Annotated in this window: 11 protein-coding genes; 9 read left to right on the forward strand and 2 right to left on the reverse strand. The window is 45.9% G+C overall.

Annotation, left to right across the window (positions count from 1 at the left end):
• Positions 1-372: 372 nt before the first annotated feature.
• From RDN79_RS12615 to RDN79_RS12655, 9 genes are all read left to right on the forward strand, one after another.
• Positions 373-1,533 (forward strand): acyltransferase, encoded by a 1,161-nt coding sequence (locus RDN79_RS12615; RefSeq protein ID WP_298546469.1) that lies wholly within the window; start codon positions 373-375, stop codon positions 1,531-1,533.
• A 183-nt stretch (positions 1,534-1,716) separates the two neighbouring features.
• Positions 1,717-4,818, forward strand: coding sequence for an ATP-binding protein (locus RDN79_RS12620; protein ID WP_298546468.1), 3,102 nt, complete (start codon positions 1,717-1,719; stop codon positions 4,816-4,818).
• Positions 4,819-4,977: 159 nt separating this feature from the next.
• Positions 4,978-7,920: a PAS domain-containing sensor histidine kinase gene (locus RDN79_RS12625; protein ID WP_298546466.1), complete on the forward strand. Its 2,943-nt coding sequence runs from the start codon at positions 4,978-4,980 to the stop codon at positions 7,918-7,920.
• Between the two features lie 28 nt (positions 7,921-7,948).
• The gene (locus tag RDN79_RS12630) at positions 7,949-9,160 is read left to right on the forward strand and encodes a sugar MFS transporter (RefSeq protein WP_298546464.1); all 1,212 of its coding nucleotides are present in this window, start codon (positions 7,949-7,951) and stop codon (positions 9,158-9,160) included.
• Positions 9,161-9,251: 91 nt separating this feature from the next.
• Positions 9,252-10,811 (forward strand): ATP-binding protein, encoded by a 1,560-nt coding sequence (locus RDN79_RS12635; RefSeq protein WP_298546462.1) that lies wholly within the window; start codon positions 9,252-9,254, stop codon positions 10,809-10,811.
• Positions 10,812-10,869: 58 nt separating this feature from the next.
• The gene (locus RDN79_RS12640; RefSeq protein WP_298546459.1) at positions 10,870-11,820 is read left to right on the forward strand and encodes a site-specific integrase; all 951 of its coding nucleotides are present in this window, start codon (positions 10,870-10,872) and stop codon (positions 11,818-11,820) included.
• A 519-nt stretch (positions 11,821-12,339) separates the two neighbouring features.
• A complete protein-coding gene (locus RDN79_RS12645; RefSeq protein WP_298546457.1) occupies positions 12,340-13,095 on the forward strand; it encodes a DNA-binding domain-containing protein in 756 nt (251 codons plus the stop codon).
• 202 nt (positions 13,096-13,297) lie between these two features.
• Positions 13,298-17,266 carry a DUF6383 domain-containing protein gene (locus RDN79_RS12650; RefSeq protein WP_298546455.1) on the forward strand — a complete coding sequence of 1,323 codons (3,969 nt, stop codon included), beginning with the start codon at positions 13,298-13,300 and terminating at the stop codon, positions 17,264-17,266.
• Positions 17,267-17,286: 20 nt separating this feature from the next.
• Positions 17,287-21,294 carry an Ig domain-containing protein gene (locus RDN79_RS12655; RefSeq protein WP_298546453.1) on the forward strand — a complete coding sequence of 1,336 codons (4,008 nt, stop codon included), beginning with the start codon at positions 17,287-17,289 and terminating at the stop codon, positions 21,292-21,294.
• 122 nt (positions 21,295-21,416) lie between these two features.
• Here the strand turns inward: RDN79_RS12655 and RDN79_RS12660 are convergent, their stop codons facing one another.
• On the reverse strand, positions 21,417-22,298 hold the full coding sequence (locus RDN79_RS12660; RefSeq protein WP_298546451.1) for a PfkB family carbohydrate kinase: 882 nt from the start codon (positions 22,296-22,298) through the stop codon (positions 21,417-21,419).
• Positions 22,299-22,374: 76 nt separating this feature from the next.
• Entirely contained in the window at positions 22,375-25,488 is a 3,114-nt protein-coding gene (locus tag RDN79_RS12665; RefSeq protein ID WP_308573233.1) for an FAD-dependent oxidoreductase, read from the reverse strand.
• Between the last annotated feature and the right edge of the window lie 61 nt (positions 25,489-25,549).

Raw genomic sequence — 25,549 nt, forward strand, 5'->3', positions numbered from 1 at the left:
AACATATTGATTATAAAATATTTAAGTGTGTATTTTTAAGATGGTTAAGAATATTACCAATAAACAGCATTCTTCTTTTCGGCTTGTGCCTCAAATTCCACGATATAGCAACCCATAAGCCAATTACGGGAAGTAAGGGCGAGGTTTACAGCGTGTGCGGCTTGTGCCTGCAACGTGTTCTGCCCTCAGATTATATTACAGGCAGATAGATGTAAGCGAGATTCTGTAAAACAGCAAATAAAGTCAGTTTTGAATAATAGAAGATGTAAAAAGCATGTTTGAAAATTTATATCCTATCTTTGCCCTCCTGATACCGTTTGCGTGGCGGGCGGTTCTTAATTTGGAATATAAACTTAATAAGATGCTAATATCATGATGAAGAGTCAGAATTCGGCAATCGGCCAAACGCATGTCGTTTGGTTGGATGTGGTGCGTTTTGTCGCCATGTTTACCGTGGTTTGCTGCCATAGTGCGGATCCGTTTAACTTTTATCCGGGCGAATCGCCTGCCAATATCGATCAGATCAAGTTCTGGGGAGCTGCCTACGGGTCGTTGCTACGTCCCTGCGTCCCCCTGTTCGTGATGATTACGGGAGCCTTGTTGCTGCCGGTGAAGGGCGATACTTCCGTCTTCTATAAAAAAAGAATCAGCCGTGTCTTTTGGCCGTTCCTGATCTGGTCGGTGCTTTATAATCTGTTCCCCTGGATAACCGGACTGCTTGGCCTGGCACCGGAGGTGATCTTGGACTTTTTCCCCTATTCGGGCGAAGAGGTGGCCCGACAGTCGTTGGGTGTTTCCTTGAGATATATTGCGGAGATCCCGTTGAATTTCTCAATTGTGGATGTGCACATGTGGTATATTTATCTGTTGATCGGACTGTACTTGTACCTGCCTGTTTTCTCTGCCTGGGTGGAGAAAGCCTCGGAAAAGGCCAAACTATGGTTCCTCGTGGCCTGGGGCGTGTCGACGTTGTTACCTTATTATTATCAGTTCGTTTCGCCTTATATCTGGGGTGGTTGTTCCTGGAACTCTTTCAATATGTTGTATTATTTCGCCGGATTCAATGGCTACTTGCTTTTAGGCCATTACCTGCGCAATCATGATTGGGAGTTGAGCAAGATATTGTCGGTCGGAATTCCGATGTTCGTGCTCGGCTATGCCGTGACTTTTTATGGTTTCCGCTATGTAACCGCTTTGCCGGAGTACAGCGAAGAATTGCTGGAACTTTTCTTTACCTATTGTTCTCTTAATGTCGTGATGATGACGATCCCCGTTTTCTTGCTGGCCAAGAAGGTGAACGTACGGTCCGAAAAGATCAAGAGTTTGCTGGCGAACCTGACGACTTGCGGGTTCGGGATCTATATGGTGCATTATTTCTTTACCGGTCCGGGTGTCGTCCTGATGCGTGCCCTGCATGTCCCGGTCGCCTTGCAGATACCTGCCGCCGCAGTCGTTGCATTTGGCATTTCCTGGTTGATCGTCGCTGCGATTTACCGGTCGATGGGGAGAAAGGCCCGGTATGTTGTCGGCTAAAAGGCCGTCCGGTGTGTTCAATGACAGTGGATCCGTGAGAAGTTAAATTCTCCGGATTTGTTTTTTAATGTTCCGTATTATTGTTTTTGTCAGGAATAAATCGATACCTTTGTTACTGGAATTCTATTTTGATTTTCAAGAGGTATTTGATTTGTATTCTTTGTCTAAGATAAAATTTGTAGCATGGATCTATTGCATCATTGTCGGATATTCATTTTGTTGACCTGCTTATTCTTATTGGCTTCGTTAACTTCAGTCTTTGCTTCTTCGGTAACAGAGCAATCGGATTATGTCCTGATCATAAATTCCTATACGGAATCCACTCCCTGGAGCCGGGTGTTTACGACTCCCATCTATGAACGGATGATTACGGATGATGACAGTATCAATGCCTATACCGAGCATATGGACGTGATGTTGATGGAAACGGAAGAGGATGTAAAAGACTTTATTGACGAATTGGCGGAGAAATATACCGCCAAACCCCCTTTGCTGATTGTCCTTTTAGGGAATAGCTCCTATGTCTTGCTCCGGGATGAGCTGGTACGGCGTTGGGGAGTCGATGTGCCGCTTCTGCTCTGTGCGGAAAAGGAGTATATCGGGCCGCGTGAATATTATTTGTCCAAGCAGGCTTGTCCGATAGACGAAAGATTGCAACTCGCGGACCGTGTCAAGACACGCAAGAATCTGACAGTCGTATATGTCCCCGAATTTATCGGTGAGACGATTTCCCTGATGAAACAATGCATCCCGGATATGACCCGTCTGTTGTTCCTCTCCGATAAGCGTTATATCAGTGCCCAGAACCAAAGCACATTAGAAACGGTGATGCTGGAATCCTTCCCGGATATAGAATTGGAGATACTGACAGCCGGAGATTTGCAAACGGAAGATTTGATCAATATCTTGCAAAGTTCGGATGCCCATACCGGGATCCTTTATTATTCCTGGATACTGAGGAACGAGCGCGGAAAGTACATCCTGCTGAGTTCCTATACCGATCTTCCCATTTTTACGTTGAACGACATGGACATCGTTAAGAACGGCATGGTCGGCGGATGCTATTATCCGGCCTCCAAAATATCCTCCCTGCTGTACACCACCATTGACGAATTGCTGAGGGGAAAAATCTATAATTCCATCATCATGCCCGAAGGTCCGCGTCCGGTATTGAATTATCAGATGTTGGAAAAGTCGGGCATCTCCCTCTCGGCTTGTCCGCCCGATTCGCTTTTTTATATGAAGCCCCCTTCGTTCTGGGAGCAGTATGGCGATTATGTCTTGGCCGGCGGCACTTCGTTGCTTTTCTTGCTGCTGTTCCTCTCTTTCAGGATTTCGACCCTGAACAAGAAACGGTTGTACCAGGAAAAGGAACTGAAGTTGATGAGCAGTTATAGCCGTCTGATTAATAACATGCCGATCTGCTATATGAAGCAGCAGGTGATTTTTGATGAAGACAACAAGCCGGTCGATTATATCATAAAGAATGTCAATCCGGAATTCGAAAAGCGGTTGGATACGAATAGGAGTTACCAGGGAAAGAAAGGTTCCGAAGTGCATGACCGGCAGTTCTTGCAATACTTGAATATGTGCAGCCTGGTATTGGGGCAGAATAAGAAAGTGAGCACGCAATATTATTTCGGCCCGTCGGACCGTTATTTCAGCGTGATGATTATTTCTGCCAGCGAGAAGGATTGTGTGGATATATTTATGGTCGATACGAGCGAACTGTTCAAAGCGCAGCAATTGTTGCGGACTGTCAACAAGAAGTTGTCCATGTCGTTGGATGTCGCAAACGTGACCCCCTGGAAATGGGATTTGGAGAAAAGGACGATCCTGTGCGATGTGAGCCGGGAAATCGATACGGGGACTTCCGAATTGTTTGATGAAAACCAATTGTCAGTGCCGGAAGCCGACTATTTCTCCAAAATATTCAAGAGCGACCGGAAAAAGGTGAAAGAGGCCTATCAGGCATTGATCGACGGGAAGGTCGATAAGATAAGGGAGGAATATCGTATTTATAATCCGGAGAAAGGATTGCACGGCTTCGAATGGGTTGAAGCCCGTGCTGCCGTGGATAAAAGAGACGAGGAGGGGCGTCCAGTTTCGTTGATCGGCTCTTCCCTGCTCATAACCGATCGCAAAACCATCGAACGCGAGCTTATCGAGGCGAAAAACAAAGCGGAAGAATCTAACCGCCTGAAATCGGCATTCCTGGCTAATATGAGCCACGAGATCCGTACGCCCCTGAACGCGATTGTCGGTTTCTCCAATGTCCTGGCGACTACGGACGAGTTAGATGAGAAAGAAGAATATATCAGCATTATCGAGAATAACAATGCTCTCCTCCTTCAATTGATAAGCGATATCCTGGACCTTTCGAAGATCGAGGCGGGGACGTTGGAGTTCGTCTATTCGGATGTAGACATCAATAATTTATTGTCTGAATTCGAACGGATGATGCAACCCAGGGCGATGAAGGATGTGAAGGTCCAGTTCGAGCAACGGGTCGCCGAATGTTACGTCTCTCTTCCCAAGAACCGGCTTATGCAGGTCTTGACGAACCTGACCACCAATGCGATCAAGTTTACGACAGAAGGCAGTATCCGTTTCGGTTACACCAGGGAACATGAGAAATGGCTGCATTTTTATGTGACGGATACGGGTTGCGGGATAGCCAAAGAGTTGCAGAAAAAGATCTTCGAACGTTTTGTCAAGCTGAACGCTTTCGCTCAGGGAACCGGCTTGGGACTCTCTATCTGCCAGATGATCATCGACCATTTGGGCGGGGAGATCGGGGTCGAATCGGTAGAAGGGAAAGGCACAACGTTCTGGTTCACCTTCCCATGCTCTCCGGCCCAGAAACCGGAAAAGCACTTGCATCAGTTCGAGAAGAAGAAGGTGGAGAAAGATAAACTGATCGTTCTGATAGCCGAGGATAATGTCGGAAACTTTAAATTGTTCGAGTCGATCCTGAAACATGAATATACGTTGCTGCATGCCTGGAACGGGAAAGAGGCGGTAGAACTGTTCAAAAAGTATAGTCCCCATATCATACTGATGGATATCAATATGCCGGAAATGAATGGGTACGAAGCGACTGCCGAGATTCGTAAACTCTCGACCGAAGTGCCGATCATTGCTGTGACAGCCTATGCTTTCGCCTCGGACGAGCAACAGATCATGAACAGCGGTTTCGACGCTTACACATCCAAACCGCTGAATGCGCCGGCCTTGAAACAGCAGATGGGAGATTTGTTAGGCAAGCGGTTGTTTTTTGTTTAATTCCTCTGGATTGCCGGAACTGACAAAAAATGCACTACTTTTGCACCGAAGAGTTATAATGATAGAAAGATGAGATTAGGCAGTAAATCTACAATTTACGGATTACTTATATATTTAATAGTTTTTGTTCTTTCCTCTTTCCGTGTACAGGCAAATACGGTGAAAACGGAGAACCGGAAGATGATCTTGCTCATCAGTTCTTATTCTCCGCTCAAGGAAGAAGGGAACCATGTGATTGCTTCTCTTATCACTCATTTGGACGAGAAGGTCGATACGAGGGTATCTGTAGAATATATGGATTCTGAATCGTCGCCTGCATTTGAAGACTGGGAGGAATGGATGCTGCAACTGTTCGAGGCGTATAAGCAGCAACCCGAAGTCGTCGTTCTGTTGGGGAACGAAGCCTGGTCTGCCTACCGGTCCGCTTGCCCGGAAAGCTGGCGTGCTACGCCTGTTGTCTTGGGGTACATGAAGGGTGTGTTTATCGATTATGAGTATTTGGCAAGCCTGAATGGGACCGGTGTGGAGAAGATGATACCGATGAAAGAGTCTTTCGGTGATTTCAACGTGACGGGCTATGCTTATCGGGATTACCTGATCGAGAACTTCAAGCTGATCAAGCAGCTGAACCCTGACATCCGGCATATAGCCTTCTGCTATGACAACCGGTATAAGATAGCCTTTTTCGAAGCGTATATAAAGAACCTTTGCGACCAGGTCGATTCGCTTGATCTGTACTATCTGGACGGCGGCAAACTGACTACCCAGCAATTGCTCGATTCCATTTCCCTGATGGACGACAGCCATGCTCTGCTGACAGGCGGATGGTATACCGATGCCGCCCAATATCCCCATGCCCATTCGATGCTCCATAATGCCTTGTCCCATCATACTTCCATACCTGTATTCCAGTCGTTGGACCAGGGGAAGACGAACATGAATTTCATCGGCGGCTATTTTATTTCCGGTGTGGAAATGGGAAAGGACCTGGCGTCTCTTGTGCATAGCGTCCTGACAAAAGGGATAAGCAAAAGCCCGGAGTTCCAATATACGCCTTCGCAGCCCCGCTATTATATCAATTATCCGACTTTTGTGAAGGCCGGATTCGAGCTCTCGTCCCTGCCGGAAGGAGCCGTGCTTTATAACAGGACTCCCTCTTTGTGGGAACAACATTCACTGGAAATCATACTTCTTTTTTGCCTGATCGTCCTGATGATCGTTATTTTCTTCGGAATCCTGATGTACAGGAGACGCAAAGAAGAAAACTACAAGACCGCCAATCTGAAAATGATGGAACTTTTGAGCTGCATGCCGGATATGGCGACGATCTTTGATGCGGATTTGAATATCCTGGATATTGTAAATCCCCAAGATCATGCTTTGTTCGGGAGAGATGTGACTGACATGATCGGCCGGAACCTGTGGGAGATCCGCCAGGAGTATGCGAGGTATGGAGAGATGATGGACGATATCATCGGGAATGTGAAGAAGACGATCCGGACCGGCGAGGTAACGGTCTTTAATTATAAATATGGAGAGGGAGACAACGCCACTTATACGAAGGCACGCGTCGTGCCGTTCGGAAAGCAATATGTGATCTGTTTTACCCACGATGTCACTCCCTATGTGGTTGCCGATAAAGAGATACTGCGCCTGAAGACGTTCTTGCAGTCTATTATCGATAACTTGCCGGTAGGGTTGTTTATCAAAGATGTGGGGAATGACTTCCGGTATTTGTTCTATAACAATAAGGTCTCCGAGTTTTACGGGGAGAATTTCAACTTTCTGCTCGGAAAGAACGACTTTGAGGTGAATGACCCGAAGGCGGCGCAATACCGCGAGGAAGATCTCGACGTGCTGGAAAGCGACGGGCCGATTTCGTACAACCGGATATTTCATGATAAGGAAAGCGGATTGCCTGTCCGTTGGGGTATCACGACCAAAACGCGCCTTGTAGATCAGGATGGGAACCGATATGTCGTGTCGACCATCGTCGATACGACGGATATCCACGAGAATGAACGGGAGTTGAAAGAAAGCAAGATGAAACTGGACTTTACCTTGAAGGCCGCCCAGATCATTTCATGGGAATATAACGTCGAAGCCCGGAGTTTCTATTCGCCCGACTCCACGATATTTGAAGAAGCGGTGATCCCGTTGGATGATTATCTATCTTTTGTCCATCCCGACGACCGGATACTGTTGAGCCGGGGCCTGGAAGAGCTTGCTGCAGGAAAGATACCGGTCATGGATGTCCAGATCCGTACGACCGCACCCGCCTTGGGAAACCGTTGGTTCGAAATGCATGCCGTGGCGTACGGGCAAGATGAGGACGGAAGGATCGGCAAACTGATCGGCTTGCGTTGCGATATTACGGATCTGAAAATGACAAACGAACTGATCCGTCTGCGTAACAAAGCCGAAGAATCAAACCGGCTGAAGAGCGCCTTCCTGGCCAATATGAGCCACGAGATACGGACTCCGTTGAATGCCATCGTCGGCTTTTCGAACCTGATTGCGACGACGGATGAGAAAGACGAGATCGAGGAGTATGTGAAAATAGTCGAAACAAACAACGAACTCCTTCTGCAGTTGATAAACGATATCCTCGACCTTTCGAAGATCGAGGCCGGGCAGTTGGATTTCAACTATTCGGATGTCGACCTGTCGGACCTTTTCTTCAATCTGTATCAGGTGTATAAATCCAGGGTGAAAGAAGGGGTGGACCTCATTTGCCGGCAGCCTTCTCCGGGATATGTGATCCGTTCGGAGAAAAACCGGTTGACGCAGGTCGTTTCCAATTTCCTTAGCAACGCTTGCAAATATACCTCCGAAGGTTCTATCGTGATGGGCTATGAGAAACGGGAAGATATCCTCCGTTTCTACGTTACGGATACGGGAAAAGGCATTGCCGTGGAAAACGTGCCGCGTGTATTCGAACGTTTTGCTAAATTTGACAGCTTTGTGCAGGGTACGGGTTTGGGGCTTTCCATTTGCGAGTCCATAGTCCAGTCTTTTGGTGGCGAGATCGGGGTGGAGTCCGAATTAGGCAAAGGGTCGACTTTCTGGTTTACGATTCCCTTCCGGCCGGCAAGCCTGTAAAGTGAGAATAAAAACAAATAACATCATAATGGAAAAAGTAAAGAAATCGTTGGTAAAGAAAGAGTATCTGGTCCCTTTTGTATTAGTCACATCCCTGTTTTTCTTATGGGGTTTCGCACATGCCATCCTGGATGTCCTGAACAAACATTTCCAGGAGGCGCTTGTCATGACGAAAGCCCATTCCGCCCTGATCCAGGCAACGATGTACACCGGTTATTTCACGATGGCGATCCCCGCCGGGCTTTTCATCAATAAATACGGATACCGCCAAGGCGTGGTGTTCGGCCTGATCCTCTACGGGATCGGTTCGCTGCTTTTCATTCCGAGCGAGCAGTTGATGTCGTTCAACTTCTTCCTCTTCTCCCTGTTCGTGATCGGCTGCGGCCTGACGTTCCTCGAGACGGCAGCCAATCCCTACGTGACGGAGCTTGGAGATCGCGAGACGGCAGCCAGCCGTTTGAACCTGGCACAATCCTTCAACGGGTTAGGTTGCATCTGTGCGCCTGTGATCGGTGGAATGCTGTTGTTTTCCGGAAACGGGGAGGCTAACATCGCTTTGCCCTATACCGTGATGGGGGTTGTCGTCCTGTCTGTCGCCCTTGTTTTCTTTCGCATCCGCCTGCCGGAGATCGACCATGACGATTGCGAAGAGACGACTGCCGAGGCAAAAGCCGGATTGAAAGGCCTGTGGAAACATCGTTGTTTCACTTGGGGCGTGATGGCTTTGTTCTGCTATGAAATAGCGGAAATATCGATAAACAGTTTCTTTATCAACTATGTGACCGACGACGGTTGGATGGATGCCCACGATGCCGCTATCGTCCTTTCCTTCGGAGGACTGGGCTTGTTTATGGTCGGGCGTATCATCGGCAGCTGGATCATGAGTTATGTCCGGGCGGAGAAAGTCTTGTTTATCTGTGCGATCTTTACCGTCTTGGGCGCTCTGTTCGTCACCCTGAACGTAGGCGTCCTGTCGAAAAGCGCCTTATTTGCCTGCTATATCTTCGAGGCCATCATGTTCCCGACCATCTTCGCCATCTCGCTGAGAGGTTTGGGCGATTACACCAAGCGTGCCTCCTCCTTCCTGATGATGTCCCCGATAGGCGGAGCGGTCGGACCGTTATTGATGGGCTATGTGGCCGATATCTCGACGATGTCGTTCGCTTTTATCGTGCCGCTGTTCGGATATGCGGTCGTCCTGATCTATTCGTATGGGGTGATGGCGAAGAAGATACGCTGAGTAAATTCATAATTCATAATTCATAATTCATAATTCGCAACTCTTTCCTATCTTTGTAAGGCTCGTTCACTAACGGACGGGCAACAGCTTTATGAATACAGCGGTCAGAAAGATGCCGATCGGCATACAGAGTTTTGAAGACATACGGAGAGGTGGGTATATATATGTAGATAAAACAGCACTTATCTATGAACTTGTCACGCGGGGAAAACCCTATTTCCTGAGTCGTCCCCGCCGTTTCGGCAAAAGCCTGCTTATCTCCACCCTTGAAGCCTATTTCCTCGGTAAGAAAGAGCTTTTCAAAGGGCTTGCTATCGAGAAGCTCGAACAGGATTGGATTACCTATCCGGTGCTGCATCTCGATCTGAACGCGGAGAAGTACAATTCGCCGGAAGCATTGATCGCAATATTAAGTAGTCATCTTACCCGTTGGGAAGATGTTTATGGAAAAGGTGAGGATGAAACGACACTTTCTACCCGTTTTGCCGGCATCATCCGCCGCGCCAACGAGCAGACGGGGCGTCAGGTCGTCGTCCTGATAGACGAATATGACAAGCCGCTCTTGCAGGTTTTCAGCAACGAAGCGCTGCTCGCCAATTACCGTGCCACCCTGAAAGCATTCTACGGCGTGTTGAAAAGTGCCGACCCGTATCTGAAATTCGTATTCCTCACCGGTGTCACCAAGTTCGCGCACGTCAGCGTTTTCAGCGACCTCAATCAGTTAAAAGATATCAGCATGTTCCCGGCTTATTCAGGTATATGCGGAATCACATTAGAAGAACTCAAACAGAACTTCCAGCCGGAGATCGAGGCGGTAGCCCGGGAAAACGGATATACCTGTGAGGAAACGCCCGGCAAATTGGCACATAAGTACGACGGCTATCATTTCAGGGAAAATACTCCAGGAATGTTCAATCCTTTCAGTCTGCTGAATGCGTTGGACAGTCTTAAACTCGACAATTTCTGGTTCCAGACCGGCACACCGACCTTTCTTGTCGAACTGCTGAAACAGAGCGAATTCGATATGCGGCAATTGATCGACGGCATAGAGACGGAAGCATCCGCCTTTACCGAGTATCGCATGGAAGCCAATAATCCCATCCCGCTCATCTATCAAAGCGGCTATCTCACCATAAAAGACTATAACCGTGAGTTCGGACTCTATAAATTGCAATTCCCGAACGAAGAGGTGCGCTACGGTTTCCTCAGTTTCATCGCCCCGTTCTATTCTTCCATCTCGGATAGCGACAAAGGTTTCTATATCGGTAAGTTTGTCCGGGAACTTCGGGCTGGCGATGTGGATGCTTTTCTTACCCGTCTGCGTGCCTTTTTTGCCGATTTCCCCTATGAGTTGAATGCGCGGACCGAACGTCATTACCAAGTGGTCTTTTATATAGTTTTCAAGCTGATGGGGCAGTTTTGCGATGCCGAAGTGCGCAGTGCCAGGGGTCGTGCCGACGCGGTGGTCAAGACGAAGGACCATATTTATGTTTTCGAGTTCAAGCTCGATGGCTCCGCTGGAGAAGCGTTGGCGCAGATCGACAGCAGAGGTTACCTTATTCCCTACACCGCTGATGGACGGCAATTGGTGAGAGTTGGTGTCTCTTTCGATGCCGGAGAACGGAATATAGGGGAATGGAAGATTGGATGATTCATCCAATCGGTTCGTTTGTTTGTTGTATATTCGTTTCATTTTAAATAAAGTGATTATGACAACAAACAAATCAAAGAAGCGTCCTTCAGGAATATATTTGTTCCGGCATATAGATGTCCTGATCCTGCGCAGGCGCAAGGCAGGCAGGGATGCTACAGCCGATCTGTACCGGGCGGCCGGCAACTGGTTCCGCAAGTACAGGCATGGATATGATATCAGCCTGTCCCGATTGACGCCGTCCCTTGTAGACGGTTTTATCGCCTTTTTGCAGGCGGGAAGGAAGCTCAAAGTGAACTCGGTGAACAGCTATGTCAGTGCACTGCGGGCGATGTATAACATCATAATCCGCGAACAAGGCTATGTCCCGCGCATCCATCCTTTTGCGCACATCGTCATCCACCCGGAGAAAACGATCAAGCGGGCTGTAAACCTGGAAGTATTCGAACAGATTCCCGTGCTGGATCTGAAGGAAGAACCGGAATTGCAGTTCGCTGCGGATCTTTGTGCCTTTTCGTTTATCGCTTGCGGCATACCGTTTGTCGATCTGGCACATCTGACGCGCGATAATATCAAAGATGGTGCGCTTGTCTACAACCGGACGAAGACCGGTTCGCCCATCAAGATCGGCATTACATCGGGGATGCGGTGCCTGCTGGATAAATATGCATCTCTGTCGAGCCCCTACCTATTCCCGATCTTCCCTCCGGAAGGCCCTGCTTCTTACGAACATTATAAGAAGCTTTTACGTAAGTACAACGCTGCATTGAAACGCATCGGCGAGCGTTTGCAATTGCCCGCACTTTTTACCTCGTATGTGGTCCGTCATTCCTGGGCTACCATCGCTTACCGGAAGTACACGCCGATCGCTCTGATCAGCCAGGCGTTGGGCCACGCATCCGAACAAACGACACGGCATTATCTCGCTCAATTGGATCCTTCCGAATTGAGCAAAGCCAATAGTCTGGTCACAGGTACGGTTGATGATCTTGTCAAGCTGCGGGCTTAACCTTAATTCTGATATAAGGGAGGGTGTTAGGATTAGATAAAGAATAATAAACAAAGGTTATCTAAAACTTTGACGAAGGCAAAGGTATAAATCTTTTTGCTATAAAAAACATTTCTCTGCTTAATTTTAAGCGGGTAAGGGATTTTATTTGATGAGTTCTCCTATTCGATGTTTTTCAGCATAAAAACGAGCATAAAAAGGCAGGATACCCGAATACGGATATCCGACAGGCCGAGTACAAATAAATGACGATCTATTGATTTCTTCCCGGTTGCCGGAAATAACAGATTCTCTTATGGAGCGGGGATATGGAAGGCGTTATTTCCGGTGCAAAAACCAAATTTACACACTCCTTGCCTCCTTTTCAGAGGGAAAACAGTTACTCCCGGTGCTAATAACAGCTAAAATAACATGCCAATAAATCATAATCTATTTTACCCTTATATCAGAATTAAGGGTAAAAATTAATTGTATTGGTATTTCCCGCCTCACCACCGGGTAACTTAAATTTAAAATATTATGGCAACTGAAAAGACAATCTTGTCCGTAGAATTGTACGATAACGTACTGACAGAAGCCCCCGGCGATTACACCGGAAAAGTCAATATCACCGGTACATACCGCAATGAGAATATTGCGGAAGACATCGTAAAAGAACGTACGGAGTTCCGTCCGGAAACAATCATCAATATCCTGAATCTGGCCGACCAGAAAAAGATCGATGCCGTTCTCAACGGCAAAAGCGTGATCGACGGTGTCGGGCAGTACCTCTTGAACTTTAGCGGCCCGTTAGAAGGCGAGAAACCCGTTTTCGATCCTGAAAAGAATAAATTCGGCACTACCTTCACCCCAGGGAATGCCCTGTTGAAAGGCTTGAAAAACCTAACGGCAAGATTCCACATGGCCACAGTAGGCCCGGTCATCAACTCTATTATCGACTCGACAACCGGCAAGGAAAGTCAGGAACTGACCGCCGGCGGTCCGGCCATTATCAACGGCTCTACTCTTCTGTTGAAAGGCGACGATCCTTCCGTAGGCGTCTATTTCACCCCCGACGGAGGAGGCGAACCCCAAAAAGTCTCGGTTATTGTGACCAACACGAAGTCGCAGATCATCATCTCGGTCCCCCAACTCTCCAACGGCTCATACTATCTTAGTGTCACGACGCAAGCCGGCAGTGGTTACAAATTAGTAAAAGAACCCCGCACATACCGTTTCCCCATCCTGCTGACTGTCGGAGGCGGCGGAGAAGAAGAACGCCCCGGAGAACTCTAACCCGTCCGCTCGATACAGGTGTCGATCCCTCGTTCCCTACGTATGGGGGACGAGGCTTCGGCACAGGTGTCAAACGGGCGATCACTATAGGTATCAACTTAGGCATCACTATGGGTGTCAAAGCCTAAGTTGACACCATACGTCCTAACAAATGTTAATGATTTATTTCAATATTAATAACTCACTTTAAAATCAAAAGCTTATGAAGCGAAAATTACACTTTTTGCTCGCCGTCAGTATAGGGTTGACGGCAAGTGTCGGTTGGCTACATGCGGAAAACGAAACTCATCATGTTTTCCATGTTGGCACAATAGCAAATAAGACAGGAGATGTCGCAGGATTACGGGATTCGATCGCAAAGGCCGCTGATGGCGATACGATCAAACTGGCTTCGGTAATTTATTTGTTAGATGAACAATTGGTAATCGACAAAGGAATAGTATTAGAGGGAATCATTGGATCTTCTGATGCTACAATAATTAAGGCTAATCGTGATGCGGAATGGCCAAAAAAAACTGATGGAAGTATTGATAACAGCAAAACAAACCTAATTTCCATTGTGGGTGGTGCAGCCGAAAAATCGGTGACATTAAAAAATCTTGCCGTGTATAACTCTATGGCATCAGGAATAAATGCCCAGTCTGCAATGAAAACCTGTTTGGAAGGTGTTATAATTGACGGGAGCATGAATGCTGGTCTATTGGTTCATTCTGCTGTTGAAGTCAAATCTTTAAAAACACTTGGTAATGGTTGGGGAAGTGTCAATGTCGATAAAGGTACATCTGACTATACCCCTAATTTTAAATTTACTGATGGAAATTTCCTCGCTTATGAGCCATATAAGATTTGGACGGAGCTGACAACAACGGAGAATGTTGTTACTCTGCCGGAAAAATCTAATTGGGCTACCTATACGATTAAAGAGTCGGATAAAGAGAAGACTAAGAAGTATTGGACAACTTCCGACTTGTCGATGGAATATGTTGAAAATTTCCCTCGCAATAAGAATCTTACTAATGGCTATACATTTGTTTATGCGGCAGGTGCTCCTATCACTGTTGCAGCAAGTGCCAATTCCGGATTTGTTACAATTCTTAATAATACAACAGGAACTCAGCTCGAATTACCCGAAAAGTGTAATCCTGTTATATTCGGCGGTTCAAAAGAAGCATTGGATAAGAACACAAGTATCACGATGGAGAGTGGTAAAGTTTTTGCCTTGATAGGTGGTGGCTATAAGGCTAAAGTGAATGATGTAGCTTTAACAGTGAATGGCGGTACAATCAGACAGTATTTAGTTGGTGGTGGATTTGGACCGAATGACAGTAAGGAAAATGCTAAATCTGCTGATGCTACAGCCGTAACGATGAACGTAAATGGGGCAAGTGTCGGTTATCTGATTTCTGGAGGCATGGAATTTGCTAAAACGGAATCAACGAATGTTACGGTAAATGGTGCAACTTTGACTTATGCTTTAGGTGGTGGTTTTGCACCGGTTGGCTTCGGCCAAACTGAAAACACGGATTCAAAAGACTATCTTAATAGTATAGGAACCTCCACTTTTTCTATGACAGGTGGAACGGTAACAGGGGCTTCTTGTGCTGGTGGTGGTTATAGTTATTCCGCTATGGGTACAGCAAATGCAACCTATAATAAGGTAACCTTCAATGGTGGTTTGTATGGTGCAGGCTGGAGAGGTTATACAAAATCTTCAACTGTAACTGCTAACGGCTGTACATTCAATAGCAGAACAGGCGATTATAGAACGATTGCTGCCATGGTTCGCGGAAAAGCTGAAAATATTTCGATGACATTCGATGATAAATGTATATTCGATGCCAAATATGAATGTTATCTTGGTACAGACCGGGATAGTGAACAAAAGAATCCTATTCCTACATCAGACAATATAACGATTACGTTTAAGGGAACTAATACTCCAATTGTAAATGTAAGTAACGGCATGCAAAATGTTACGGTGACAGGTGCAAAAGTTAATCTCGTTCCATTCCTTTGGAAGGCCAGTACTCCTAATGATTTAGTTAAAGATTTTACTATCCCTGCCAACAAAACCTGGACCTTCAACGACGGCCTTTCAATGGCAAGCGGTGTGACGCTGACGAAGACAGGGACATTGAAATATGGCAAGTCTTTCGATGCTAATGTCTCTACTTTTGCAGAAATGCAAACGGCTGTAGATATGATCAAAGAGGGTGTTGATAATGAAATAACGACTTCTGTGATCACATTAGAAAAAGATCTGACATTCGATTCAAATACAAAATTAATGGGAGGTGCAGGTGATTATCAGGGCCTTTTCTTTTTGAAATCAGCTAAGATGAAGAACCTGGCTTTGACGATTGCCGGTAACGGCAAAACCATTTCAGGAAAGAAATATAACAATACTAATTCTTCTAATGATGGAGGCAAGAAATATTTGTTCTATATAGAAGGGAATGATGTAACAAGCACACTGACCATTAAAGATCTTACCATGAAAGAAATGGATGTTGTCGGTATTAATGCATACAATTTCCCCGGACTTCTTTTTAATAACGTAGCAATGAATGGCAATCTTGAAGGTGCTGTTCACTTGAATTCTTCTGCGTTGTCTGCTACTGATTTCACGACAAGCGGCAATAAGAAGTTTGCAGTTAAACTATCCAGTGAGACAACAAATTATCCGCATATCGAGTTGGGTGACGGTTGTATGTTGAATGATAAAGCAGGGGAGGATGAAGACTTTGTTCCACAGATTGCATTTTACGATCGTGTTTCGAATAGTTTAAAAGGTACATATTGTACTTCTGTGGAAGTTGCAAAGATGGTTGTTGGTTCGTATGGTGAAAAGTTAACTCGTTCTTGGGCTAAGGCTAAATATTTGCATACGGATAACAATACTCCTCTTGTCCGTGTTTGGACCTCCAACCTGGCAACCGAATACATCAGCAATTCAGAAACTATCCAATTGGATAGCATCTCTTCCGGTCTGGATTCTTTGTTGATCGATACCGATTTTGCAACTGTTGCCGGTGTGATGAATACAGGTGTGAAATATGCTACATTCAATAAAAACTTTACTGCTTCCGCGTTGAGGAATGGTTTGATCATCAACTGTGAAGACGCTTATCTGGTAACAGGTAAAGACGATGCAGCCGCATTTTCAGAAGTGGCAAAGAACAAGCCGGTTAAGCGACTGACGCTTGCTGACAACAAATTGGCAGTCGTTTCTGCTTTCTCTGCTCCGGTTATTGAAGACAAACAGTCTTGGAACGATGCGAAGTATGCAGAGCAGAATGTTACGATTACGGAAAAAGGTATTCTGAATATCAACGTAGCAATGGCTCTCGATACCGTCTTTATGGAAGAAGGCGCTCAGCTGAAGGTGCTTCCGAATACAGCCGTTACTGCTAAAGCTGTCCAGTTGACCTATAAGGTTACGGATCAGTGGAAAGCATTCGGGTTCCCGTTCAATAAAATGGGGAATAGCAAGACTATGACCGTTAAGGATGCAAAAGGCACTGACGTTAAAACTGCAACAGGAAACTTTGGAACTACAGGTGAAACCGGCCTTTGGGGTGCTTCTGTAAAAGCGAGTGCGGTTGAGTTCGAAATGAAAGCTGCCAATGCCACTCCCGATTCCGCTTGCCTGATCGCATGCGACAACGCAGACAGCCTGATCTACGTGACAAGCCCGGCTGATGTGGTTGTCTCTTTAGGAACAAAAGAAGCCCCGGTATCGGTTGGTGATTTGAAGAGTGGCAACCCGACTTTGAAAATGTGTGCCAACCCGAACCTGTACAAAATGCAGCTAACTGGTTATGCCTACATTTTTGATGCAGCCAAGAATGTCTTTACACAGCAGTTCAACCCGGCAATCGCCCCGTTCCAGAGCTATATCCTGGCTGATGAAACTACTACCAGCACATTGCGCTCCCTCCGTGTAGGCGAAACACCGACAGGCAACGAAACCATCACTCCGGCGGAAGGCTATTATGTCGAATCCGGTCATGGAACGATTACGATCCGCACGGCTGAACCTGTACAGGTGGTTGTCGCCGATATGTTGGGCCGTATCTATTATAATGCCCGCGTAACCTCCGACGGCTATCAGATCAACCTCCCGGCAGGCATCTACGCTGTAAACAAACAGAAAGTAATAGTTAAGTAACAATTAAAACGAAGACGAATATGAAAAAGATAAAATCCGCGTTATCCCTCGCCCTTCTCGTTGCGGCCCCGGCGATATACGCTCAAAATATAGACACCAAAGCCCCCGCAGAACCGGGCTTCATGGTGACGTTGAATGTAACGGACAAAGGCTCTGCCGCCGATACGGTATGGATAAGAGATTACAAAAATACGAAGGATTCCGTTGAACTGAAAGGCAATCAGGTCAAGTATGGCTCATACCTTCGTATAGGTCTGAAAGCCCGACCGGGACAGACTATCGACTCATTGAAGGTAGGTGGAAAGAAAGCGATTTGGACAGGCACTGCTGATGAAAAAACCATACTTGGAACTCTCACCTTCATGGCAGGAAATCCGAACCTCTATTCTCTTCCTCTTGGTCAGATAAAGAGTGAAACGAATGTAACGGTTGTCTGGAAAGAAAAGGCAAGCTGGAACTTGACTTTCGAGAACACGACACAGACGGTCAATACTTCTGGGGCTGCGGCTGTTACCGTAAAGGATAACGGTACTGGCAATGCTGATATTATAAAAGGCTATTATAAGACGAATGCCTGTGAGGAAAACGATAAACTGTCAAACGGTGCTTCCGATATCAAGGCAGCCGGTACTTACTATGTCAAACTCCAAGCTGATGAGACCGCCGATAAGAAAGGCTTGGATATGGTCATACCGTTGGTTGTCAACAATAAGCTGGCGTTGACTGTTGCAACTCAGCCGTCTGTCGCCTCCGGTTTGATTATAAAAGAAGGCCAGTTGTTATATAATGTCCCTCTCACCGCCGGAACTTGTAAATACGGTGAACGTGTGATCAAAGGTACATGGGCATGGGAGAATCCGAATCTTGTCTTGTCAAAAGGCACTAATACCTGTAAAGCAATCTTTACTCCGGATTCATCTGCAATCTATAATAATGCCACCTCCGGGGATATAACGGTCTCCGCCTTGTATGTGGCTGCTGTCACCGTTGAACAATCTGCCGGCGGTACGGTCACGATTGATGACGCTACCCCTGATAATAAATATGTAGGAACGACCAGCGCTTATGCAGATGTAAAGGTTACGGCCACTCCTGCAACGGGGTATAAGTTCGTATCATGGGCTTCACCTGCTGAACAAGCTAAAGCTGCTTCGACAGAAAAGTATGAAGAAGCTAAAACGAGGGAAATAAAAGCCGCTCCTGACGGCACTGTCGTCAAGGCTGTCTTTGCAAAAGCAACCCGTAAGATTACCTTTACGGCATCTCCTGATGGTGGAACGGTCAAAGTGTTGAATGGCGATAAGGAAATTGCGACAGACGCTAATATTTCGTATGGCACAAACCTGACGATCGTAGCCGAACCGGCATCCGGAAAGCAGGTGAAATCTGTTTCTTATGCCTATAAAAAGAGTGATAGCGATACAGGTACAACAACCTCTGCCAACAATTTTGTCGTAGGAGGAGAAGAAGGTGGTTCTTATGCCGTAACTGTAGAATTTGAGGACATCCCGAACCAGAAAGTGATGGTAAATGTCACAGCTCCGGTCAATGGCTCTATTACCATGCTGGATAAAGACAATAAAGCCGTGAATCCTAACTCTTCTGTTGATAAAGGGTCTGCCCTGACAATTGTCGCTGTTCCGAACAGAGGTTATAAGTTGGCTTCGTTGAGAGCGGGCGATACCGAAGTGACTGGCGATTATATTACTGTCAATACCGCCATCACGATTGCGGCAAGCTTCGTGAAAGAAGAATATCTGGTGCAAAACCTGGCTCCCGAACAGGTAGAGTTTAGCAATGTCTCGTTTGGCAAGTCGGAGTTCAACACGTCGATCAAGAATGTGAAAGCCTCTATAAAAGAAGCCTATAAGGGTACTCATAAATTAGTTTCCCTCCTGCTGAACAACCAGGCAATCGCCAATGGCGATAACGATTTGCTGGTGGAAGGTGATATGAACTTCTCTGCTTTGGTAAAGACTTTGGAACCGGTCAATATCCAAAATGAAAAGGAGACGAAAGTTATCTATAATGGCAATGCCCAAGTGTATACGGTGAAAACAGCTGCTAATCTTGCGGATTTCAAGGTTACATTTAAAAAAGATGGTAACGAAGTGGTTGCTCCATCGACAGTCGGTAAGTATCAGGTGATCATTACGCGTGAAGCCGATGAGCTATATGCCGCTTACTCGAACGAAAAAGACTATACACTTGAAATCCTTCCGGGAGTACCGGGTGTATTGGATATCCCGTTCTCGGATAGATTGGCAGATGCGGATGTAGCTGCTAAGACAACTGTGGCAGGTGAGTGGCTGGATCAAGCTGCTTTTCAAAGCAAATATCCGAATCGTGAACCCGCTACAAAGGCTGGCAATAGTTCTGTCATTTACTTTGTACCGTCAGACGATAATTTGGGATATGTGAAGACAACTACTGTTCCTGCTTCTGAAGCCTCTAATGCAAAAACAGTTACAATCACCTATGCCACTAATGCCAACGATCATGGTACTGTCTCTGTTGAAAACGACTTCGTACCGGTTGGTAATAAGACTTATAGCGGTTTGAATTTGACGCTTAATGCGAAAGTTGAAGCCGGTTATAAGATTGATTGGAGCAAAATCACGGTAACAGGTGGTACGTTAAACAACGATCATACGTTTACAGTTTCCTATAATGTGACGGTTAATGTTGCTGCCGATGCTTTCACACTCATGTCAACTCCTTCATATAAAACGAACCAGTCAGTGAATGCTACCTATACAGGCCGGTCTTTGGCTTGCACATCCTCTGCTTTAGGCTTGGCTCCTGATGTGGCTTGGAAGGTCCAGTATGTAAAGCAAGATGCTTCAAATCATGATGCGTACACGACCCCTGACCCTGTTGATGCCGGAACTTATAAGATTAAAGTAAGTTGTGACAATGGCACGACATATAGTGCACTTGCAGAAACGGAAATCGGTACGTTGACAATCAAGCCGCAACAATTAGTGGTGACGAATATTAAAGTTCCGAATGCTTCACCTGTAGCTAAGAATGCCATGTTGTCTACTTCTATTTTGGACACGAATGGAAAGGTTACGGATGCACAGGGTAATCCGGTCCCCGGACAATTTACCTGGGAGGATGACAAGAAGGTGACATCTGCCGGCGACCAAAATGTGATATTTACACCGAGTGATCAGAATAACTATTCGGTAGAAGGCCTTCAACTTCACTCTTATGTCTCATTGAAGGGAGTCGCAAGCTATCTGATGACGGTCAAGGCAGAGAATGGAAATGCAAGTAATCTGGTCTTTACGGATGCTACAGGCAATGTGATAAATCCGGCTACCGATAATAAAGTGCCTGCCGGTATGAAGCTGTTTATTACAACTACCAGCGGCACGATTGAGGCTGTTACTGTCAGTGGAGCAAATGCCTCTTCCGGTAGCGAAGCCGGTAGTGGCGAACCTACAAAATGGTATTGTATTGCCGGTAGTGAAGCGTTTACCGTAACTGTAACCTTCAAGTCCGGTACAGAAGGTGGTGGCGACACCCCGTCAGAAGGCGTAGCCGTTACGGGGATCTCCCTGAACAAGTCGACGCTTACTTTGGCTCCTAAGAAATCCGAAAAATTGGTTGCTACCGTAACGCCTACAGGTGCGACCAAGAAGGATGTGAAATGGACCAGTACCGATCCGACGATTGCCAGTGTCGATGCAGACGGAACCGTGAAAGCATTGAAGGCGGGCAAGGCGACGATTATCGCGACCACAGTCGACGGAGGCTTTACCGCAATGTGTGAAGTAACCGTTGATGCCGCCACCGGCATTGAAAAGATCCTGTCCGAAAGCCGCGTCTACGGACAAAGAGGACAGATCGTGATCGAACCGGCTGCACCGGTCGAGGCTACAATTGTGAATATGGCAGGTGTCATGATCTACAAGAGCTTGGTTAACGGAATGGAACAGGTTCCGGCTTACAGCGGCATTTATATTGTCCGCCTGTCTGCTTCCGGCAAGGCGACGACAACGAAAGTTATTGTAAGATAGTATAACTATTATGCGCACCTCGTAATGAGGAAATCATTTGATCCGAAAACGAAGGGGGGAACCGTGAGGCTCTCCCCTTTGTTGTGATCAAGTGCTAATTGCGGGAAATGTCCTTATCCTTGTTATTTATTCCTTTCGATAATCTCCCAGACATCCTTCTCCGTTCCCCCGAAAGGCCCGGAAGCCTCCAGCTTGATTGTACACATGGCGGCGGCAAAACATCCCGCTTCTTTGTAGGAAGCTCCTTTGTTCCGCATATACAGATAGCCGGCCATATAGGTATCGCCGCATCCTGTAGCGTCTACGATCTCTGTGGGAGGGTAGGCGGGTATCTCATGAAATTCGCCGTCGGCATAAATGACGGATCCCATGCTTCCCAATGTCAGCAAAACCTCCTTGACACCCCAGTTGGCTAATTTCAGGGCTGCTTCGCGCGGGTCTTTGCATCCGGTGAGGACTTCCGTCTCGTGTTCGTTGGCTTTCAGGATATGGATGTATTTCAGTGCCTCTTCCTTTTCCGGCCAGTCTACGGCGAACACTTTCTCACCGCGGACTTCACGCAGGTATCCCTGGGCATCGACCGACAGCATCCCTTTGGTCGATAGATATTTGATTACGTCTAAGGAAAAATCGTCCGCCAACAGACTTCCCAAATGGTAGATGCGGGCATCGACATCCTGCAACCCTTCGACTGTGAACGGATCGGCTTTTGCCAATACCCGCTGCGTCCGGTTGTCCTGGTTCTCGCCGTATGTGTTCTCGAAGTAGACGGAATGGGCGCTGGGCAGCACTTTGACATCGATCCCTTTTCTCCGTATTTCTTCCACCGCATCCATCTCGCTGGCAGCAAGAGCTGTTACCAACAGGAAGTCGGAAGTGTCTAAATTGCTCATCCCATGCGCAAAATAGAAAGATGTCCCTCCCGGCATGTGCAGTGTCCTTTTCGGCGTTACAATCTTATCCAACGTAATGTGGCCGATACAACAAAGATTATGTGTATTCATATTACTTATTTAATCAGAGTGCAAAAGTAGGAAAAAACAATTATACATAGATACTTGACTCATAATTAAAAATACTCTATAACTCAATCTCTTTGGAAAAAGGTGTTGTTCTATTTAGGAAACCTTTCTCCGTATTAATCAGATTTGTCCATTTATTATAATCGAATTTCATATCCTTTTTAAGGATAGCACTCAACTCCTGATTAGCGAAAAACCTGAAATCCGAATGTACATCTTTCAGGTACTCTATCAAAGTTTGAACACCTTTGATGGAACCGCACCGTCCCAAGGCGGCTGCAATCGATAATTCCAGAAGTCCCCCGTATATCCGCCATCTGGTCTGATTGTAATCAGATGTCTTGTAACCGATGATATTCGTATCAGCAGCCAAATTCTCAAGCCCTGTGATGAAGAGAGGATCAGGCATACGTTCAATATAGAAACAGAGGTTCAAAATGCGATTATAATATGGGATTAATAACAAATCGATTCTGTTTTTATTATAAGCGTCGTTTGCCTTGACTTTTTCTCCCCCGGAGTGTGTTTTACATAGAATTTGGTTTATAATCCGATTGGAATCTGAATTTCCACACATACCGAGCAGTGCGATATCCTGGTTGATTCTCCAATACAGGTTGTCTGATTGATATTTCTCGAAATACTGTTGCGGATGTCCAGCCTGAGCCTCGTTGGTATACAGTTGCTCTAATTCGGAAATAATTAATCCGGCTCCTTCCGCATCTTTGAACCAGGCTAAAGCTTTAGCTATCAAAATTGATTTGTTTTTCTTATATGCTTTTCTCAGAAGAGGAAGGATATCCTGTTTTGCTTTCCGGCAGCATTTAAATAGATATTCGTTATCTCCTTCAATTAGTTTGTTTACGATGTCCTGTGCTGAGAGTTTTTCCTGCGGGTGGTTAGGCAATAAAAGTCCGTTTTGCAGCCATTCCTTTTGTAGTTGGGAAACAGAAAAATCTCTTGGACGTTTCTGTTGATTGATAATAGAAGCTGCAATAATCCCTGTCGCATATCCAAGTAAATAAACATCGGCGGACATACGCGTGAATTGCAGTGCGTTATGTGTCTGGCTGATGCCTCTTCCTGAAAGCAAAAGGCCGTCAATTGTTTGGGGAACGATTGAGCGATAAGGAATATTTACTGTGATTTGGTTGGAATGAGGCAATAAGAATGCACAACGTGAATACTCGGAATGACCAAAATGATGGGGATCGAAATCACTGTGTGCATTAATAATCGTATCTTTGAACCATGTCTTCTCCAACGCGTCGATCAGGTTTAACTTGTATTCGCCTTCCGGTCTTCTGGACTCGCGGACTGTTAGCATAGGATAAAAGTCGTAGAAGAATGATTCGTAATGAGACAGATATAAACCTCTCTGCAACTCTGTTATTTTTGTGTTGTCGATAATATCGTAGTCTTTGTTGATCGTTTGCATAGGTGCATTTTTACTTTTGAAAGGGAGATCCCATTGGCTGTAGTTCTGGGTCGTATACATTCTTGCATTCCCGGTTTCAAAGTTTTCTCCCGCGAAATAGGCGATATCTCCATCTCCGGTTGCATCTACCGTAAGTCTTGCCTGTATCCATTTCAATTCTCCGTCGACGCAGATAGCGACTTTTTCCAACTTCTTCCCGTTGGTCTGGGCTCCACAGATAATAGCTCCGTTAATCATACTATAGTCATAGCGGTTTAAAGTACAGATATTATGGAAACACCTGCAAATGCAGTTGACAGCTATATTATAGTCTTTGGCTGTTTGCCGTATCTCTTTTTCTAATGCCAAAATATAAGAATGTTTGTTTTGCCCTAAATAATAACCGGTCACACCTCCCATAGTCTTGCTCCCCCCTAAGTCATTAAAATATTCGATGATAAGAGGTTTTGCCCCTTTTTCTGCAGCAGATAGGGCTGCTGCTATTCCGGCAGTTCCCCCTCCGGCAATTAATAGGGGATTATTGACCACAGGCAGTTGCATATCTTTTATTGAGTAAGCAGTCAGAGGGAGTATATGCCCGTATTCGTTTACAGTTTGGTTTGTAGAAGTGTTGAATGGTTTGTTTTTCCCTTTTGCATAGTAAACAGTGTCCATGGTTCTCCGAGTATCTTGCTTTTTGTACTTGCCGATGCTGTCCTGAGCACTTTGAACCAGTTCGAGTATGGAGTTATAGCTATGTTCTATCGGGTGGCTTTCGATACAAATATAGTCTTTGAGGGTGATATCCGGAAGTTTGTAATTGTCCAGATAATAGGAGCATTCCTGTGCGTAATAACGCAACTTAGCATTTGTCAGACCCTTTGCTAACAAAGGGAAATCCTTGCTGATCTGTGTTGCAATAAGCCTTGCTTTCTGTTCGATTGCATTGAGGCAGTCTGTCTCAACAGGGAAATTGAATGATAAGAAATACTGATCTTGTGATTTCTTACCGTGATGGATTTCGAGTCTGTTATCTGAAAGGCCATAAGAAGAGCTAAGGGTTAAGTATTTGCCATTTAAATATTCCGCGTCCTGTACTTCCATCACAAATCCGGCTTTATTAGGTTTATATGGTTGTCCGAATAAGCGTCGTGTGAATGAGTTGTTGTCCGATGCATCGATGAACCCTGTAGTAGGGACGGAATAAATTCCTTGTTTGCAGGCGACGATTATTCCTGAAACCTGTCTTTTCCGATTGGAAATGATACCGCAAACATCGGTCATTAGCAGTAGGTCGACATTATTGGTGAGAAGGGAGCGGAGTAACCCCTTTTTCAAGCTCCCTGCAAACAGAAGTGTCTCGTCTCCGATAGAACTGTTGTATGGCTCACCGAGTTGAGTATTAAAGATCTCATTCTTTTCTCCTTCGGGGAAGAACAGTTGGACCAGATTATCCGGCCATTTTTTGTATCCTGCCGTATTTAACCATAATTTTCTCTTGGCTGCAATATCATAGCCAGGTGAAGTTCTTTTATCGATGACCAATACTTTCATTCCTTGTCTAGCCGCTTCGATTGCCGCAAAACAACCGGAAAGTCCGGCTCCGTTTATGATCAGGTCATAGCCGTTCTGTTTCGTCGTATGTTGGAATGACTGTGATATTTCTTCCATAGCTTGTGCGTACGAAAAATGATTATTGATAAGCACTCCTCCTAATGCCGCTATGTTGATGTGGATGAAGTCTCTTCTTTTCATATAGTCTTAAAATTGATTGTTTATGCTTAAAGTCTGCCATGAAATACAAATGTCTGTATTT

Origin of the sequence: uncultured Parabacteroides sp., assembly GCF_902493135.1 — a bacterium.
Lineage (GTDB): Bacteria > Bacteroidota > Bacteroidia > Bacteroidales > Tannerellaceae > Parabacteroides.

Coding starts and splice junctions, on each gene's coding strand:
- RDN79_RS12645 (WP_298546457.1), top strand. CDS start 12,340: ATGGCAACTGAAAAGACAATCTTGTCCGTAGAATTGTACGATAACGTA.
- RDN79_RS12630 (WP_298546464.1), top strand. CDS start 7,949: ATGGAAAAAGTAAAGAAATCGTTGGTAAAGAAAGAGTATCTGGTCCCT.
- RDN79_RS12635 (WP_298546462.1), top strand. CDS start 9,252: ATGAATACAGCGGTCAGAAAGATGCCGATCGGCATACAGAGTTTTGAA.
- RDN79_RS12615 (WP_298546469.1), top strand. CDS start 373: ATGATGAAGAGTCAGAATTCGGCAATCGGCCAAACGCATGTCGTTTGG.
- RDN79_RS12655 (WP_298546453.1), top strand. CDS start 17,287: ATGAAAAAGATAAAATCCGCGTTATCCCTCGCCCTTCTCGTTGCGGCC.
- RDN79_RS12620 (WP_298546468.1), top strand. CDS start 1,717: ATGGATCTATTGCATCATTGTCGGATATTCATTTTGTTGACCTGCTTA.
- RDN79_RS12650 (WP_298546455.1), top strand. CDS start 13,298: ATGAAGCGAAAATTACACTTTTTGCTCGCCGTCAGTATAGGGTTGACG.
- RDN79_RS12640 (WP_298546459.1), top strand. CDS start 10,870: ATGACAACAAACAAATCAAAGAAGCGTCCTTCAGGAATATATTTGTTC.
- RDN79_RS12665 (WP_308573233.1), bottom strand. CDS start 25,488: ATGAAAAGAAGAGACTTCATCCACATCAACATAGCGGCATTAGGAGGA.
- RDN79_RS12660 (WP_298546451.1), bottom strand. CDS start 22,298: ATGAATACACATAATCTTTGTTGTATCGGCCACATTACGTTGGATAAG.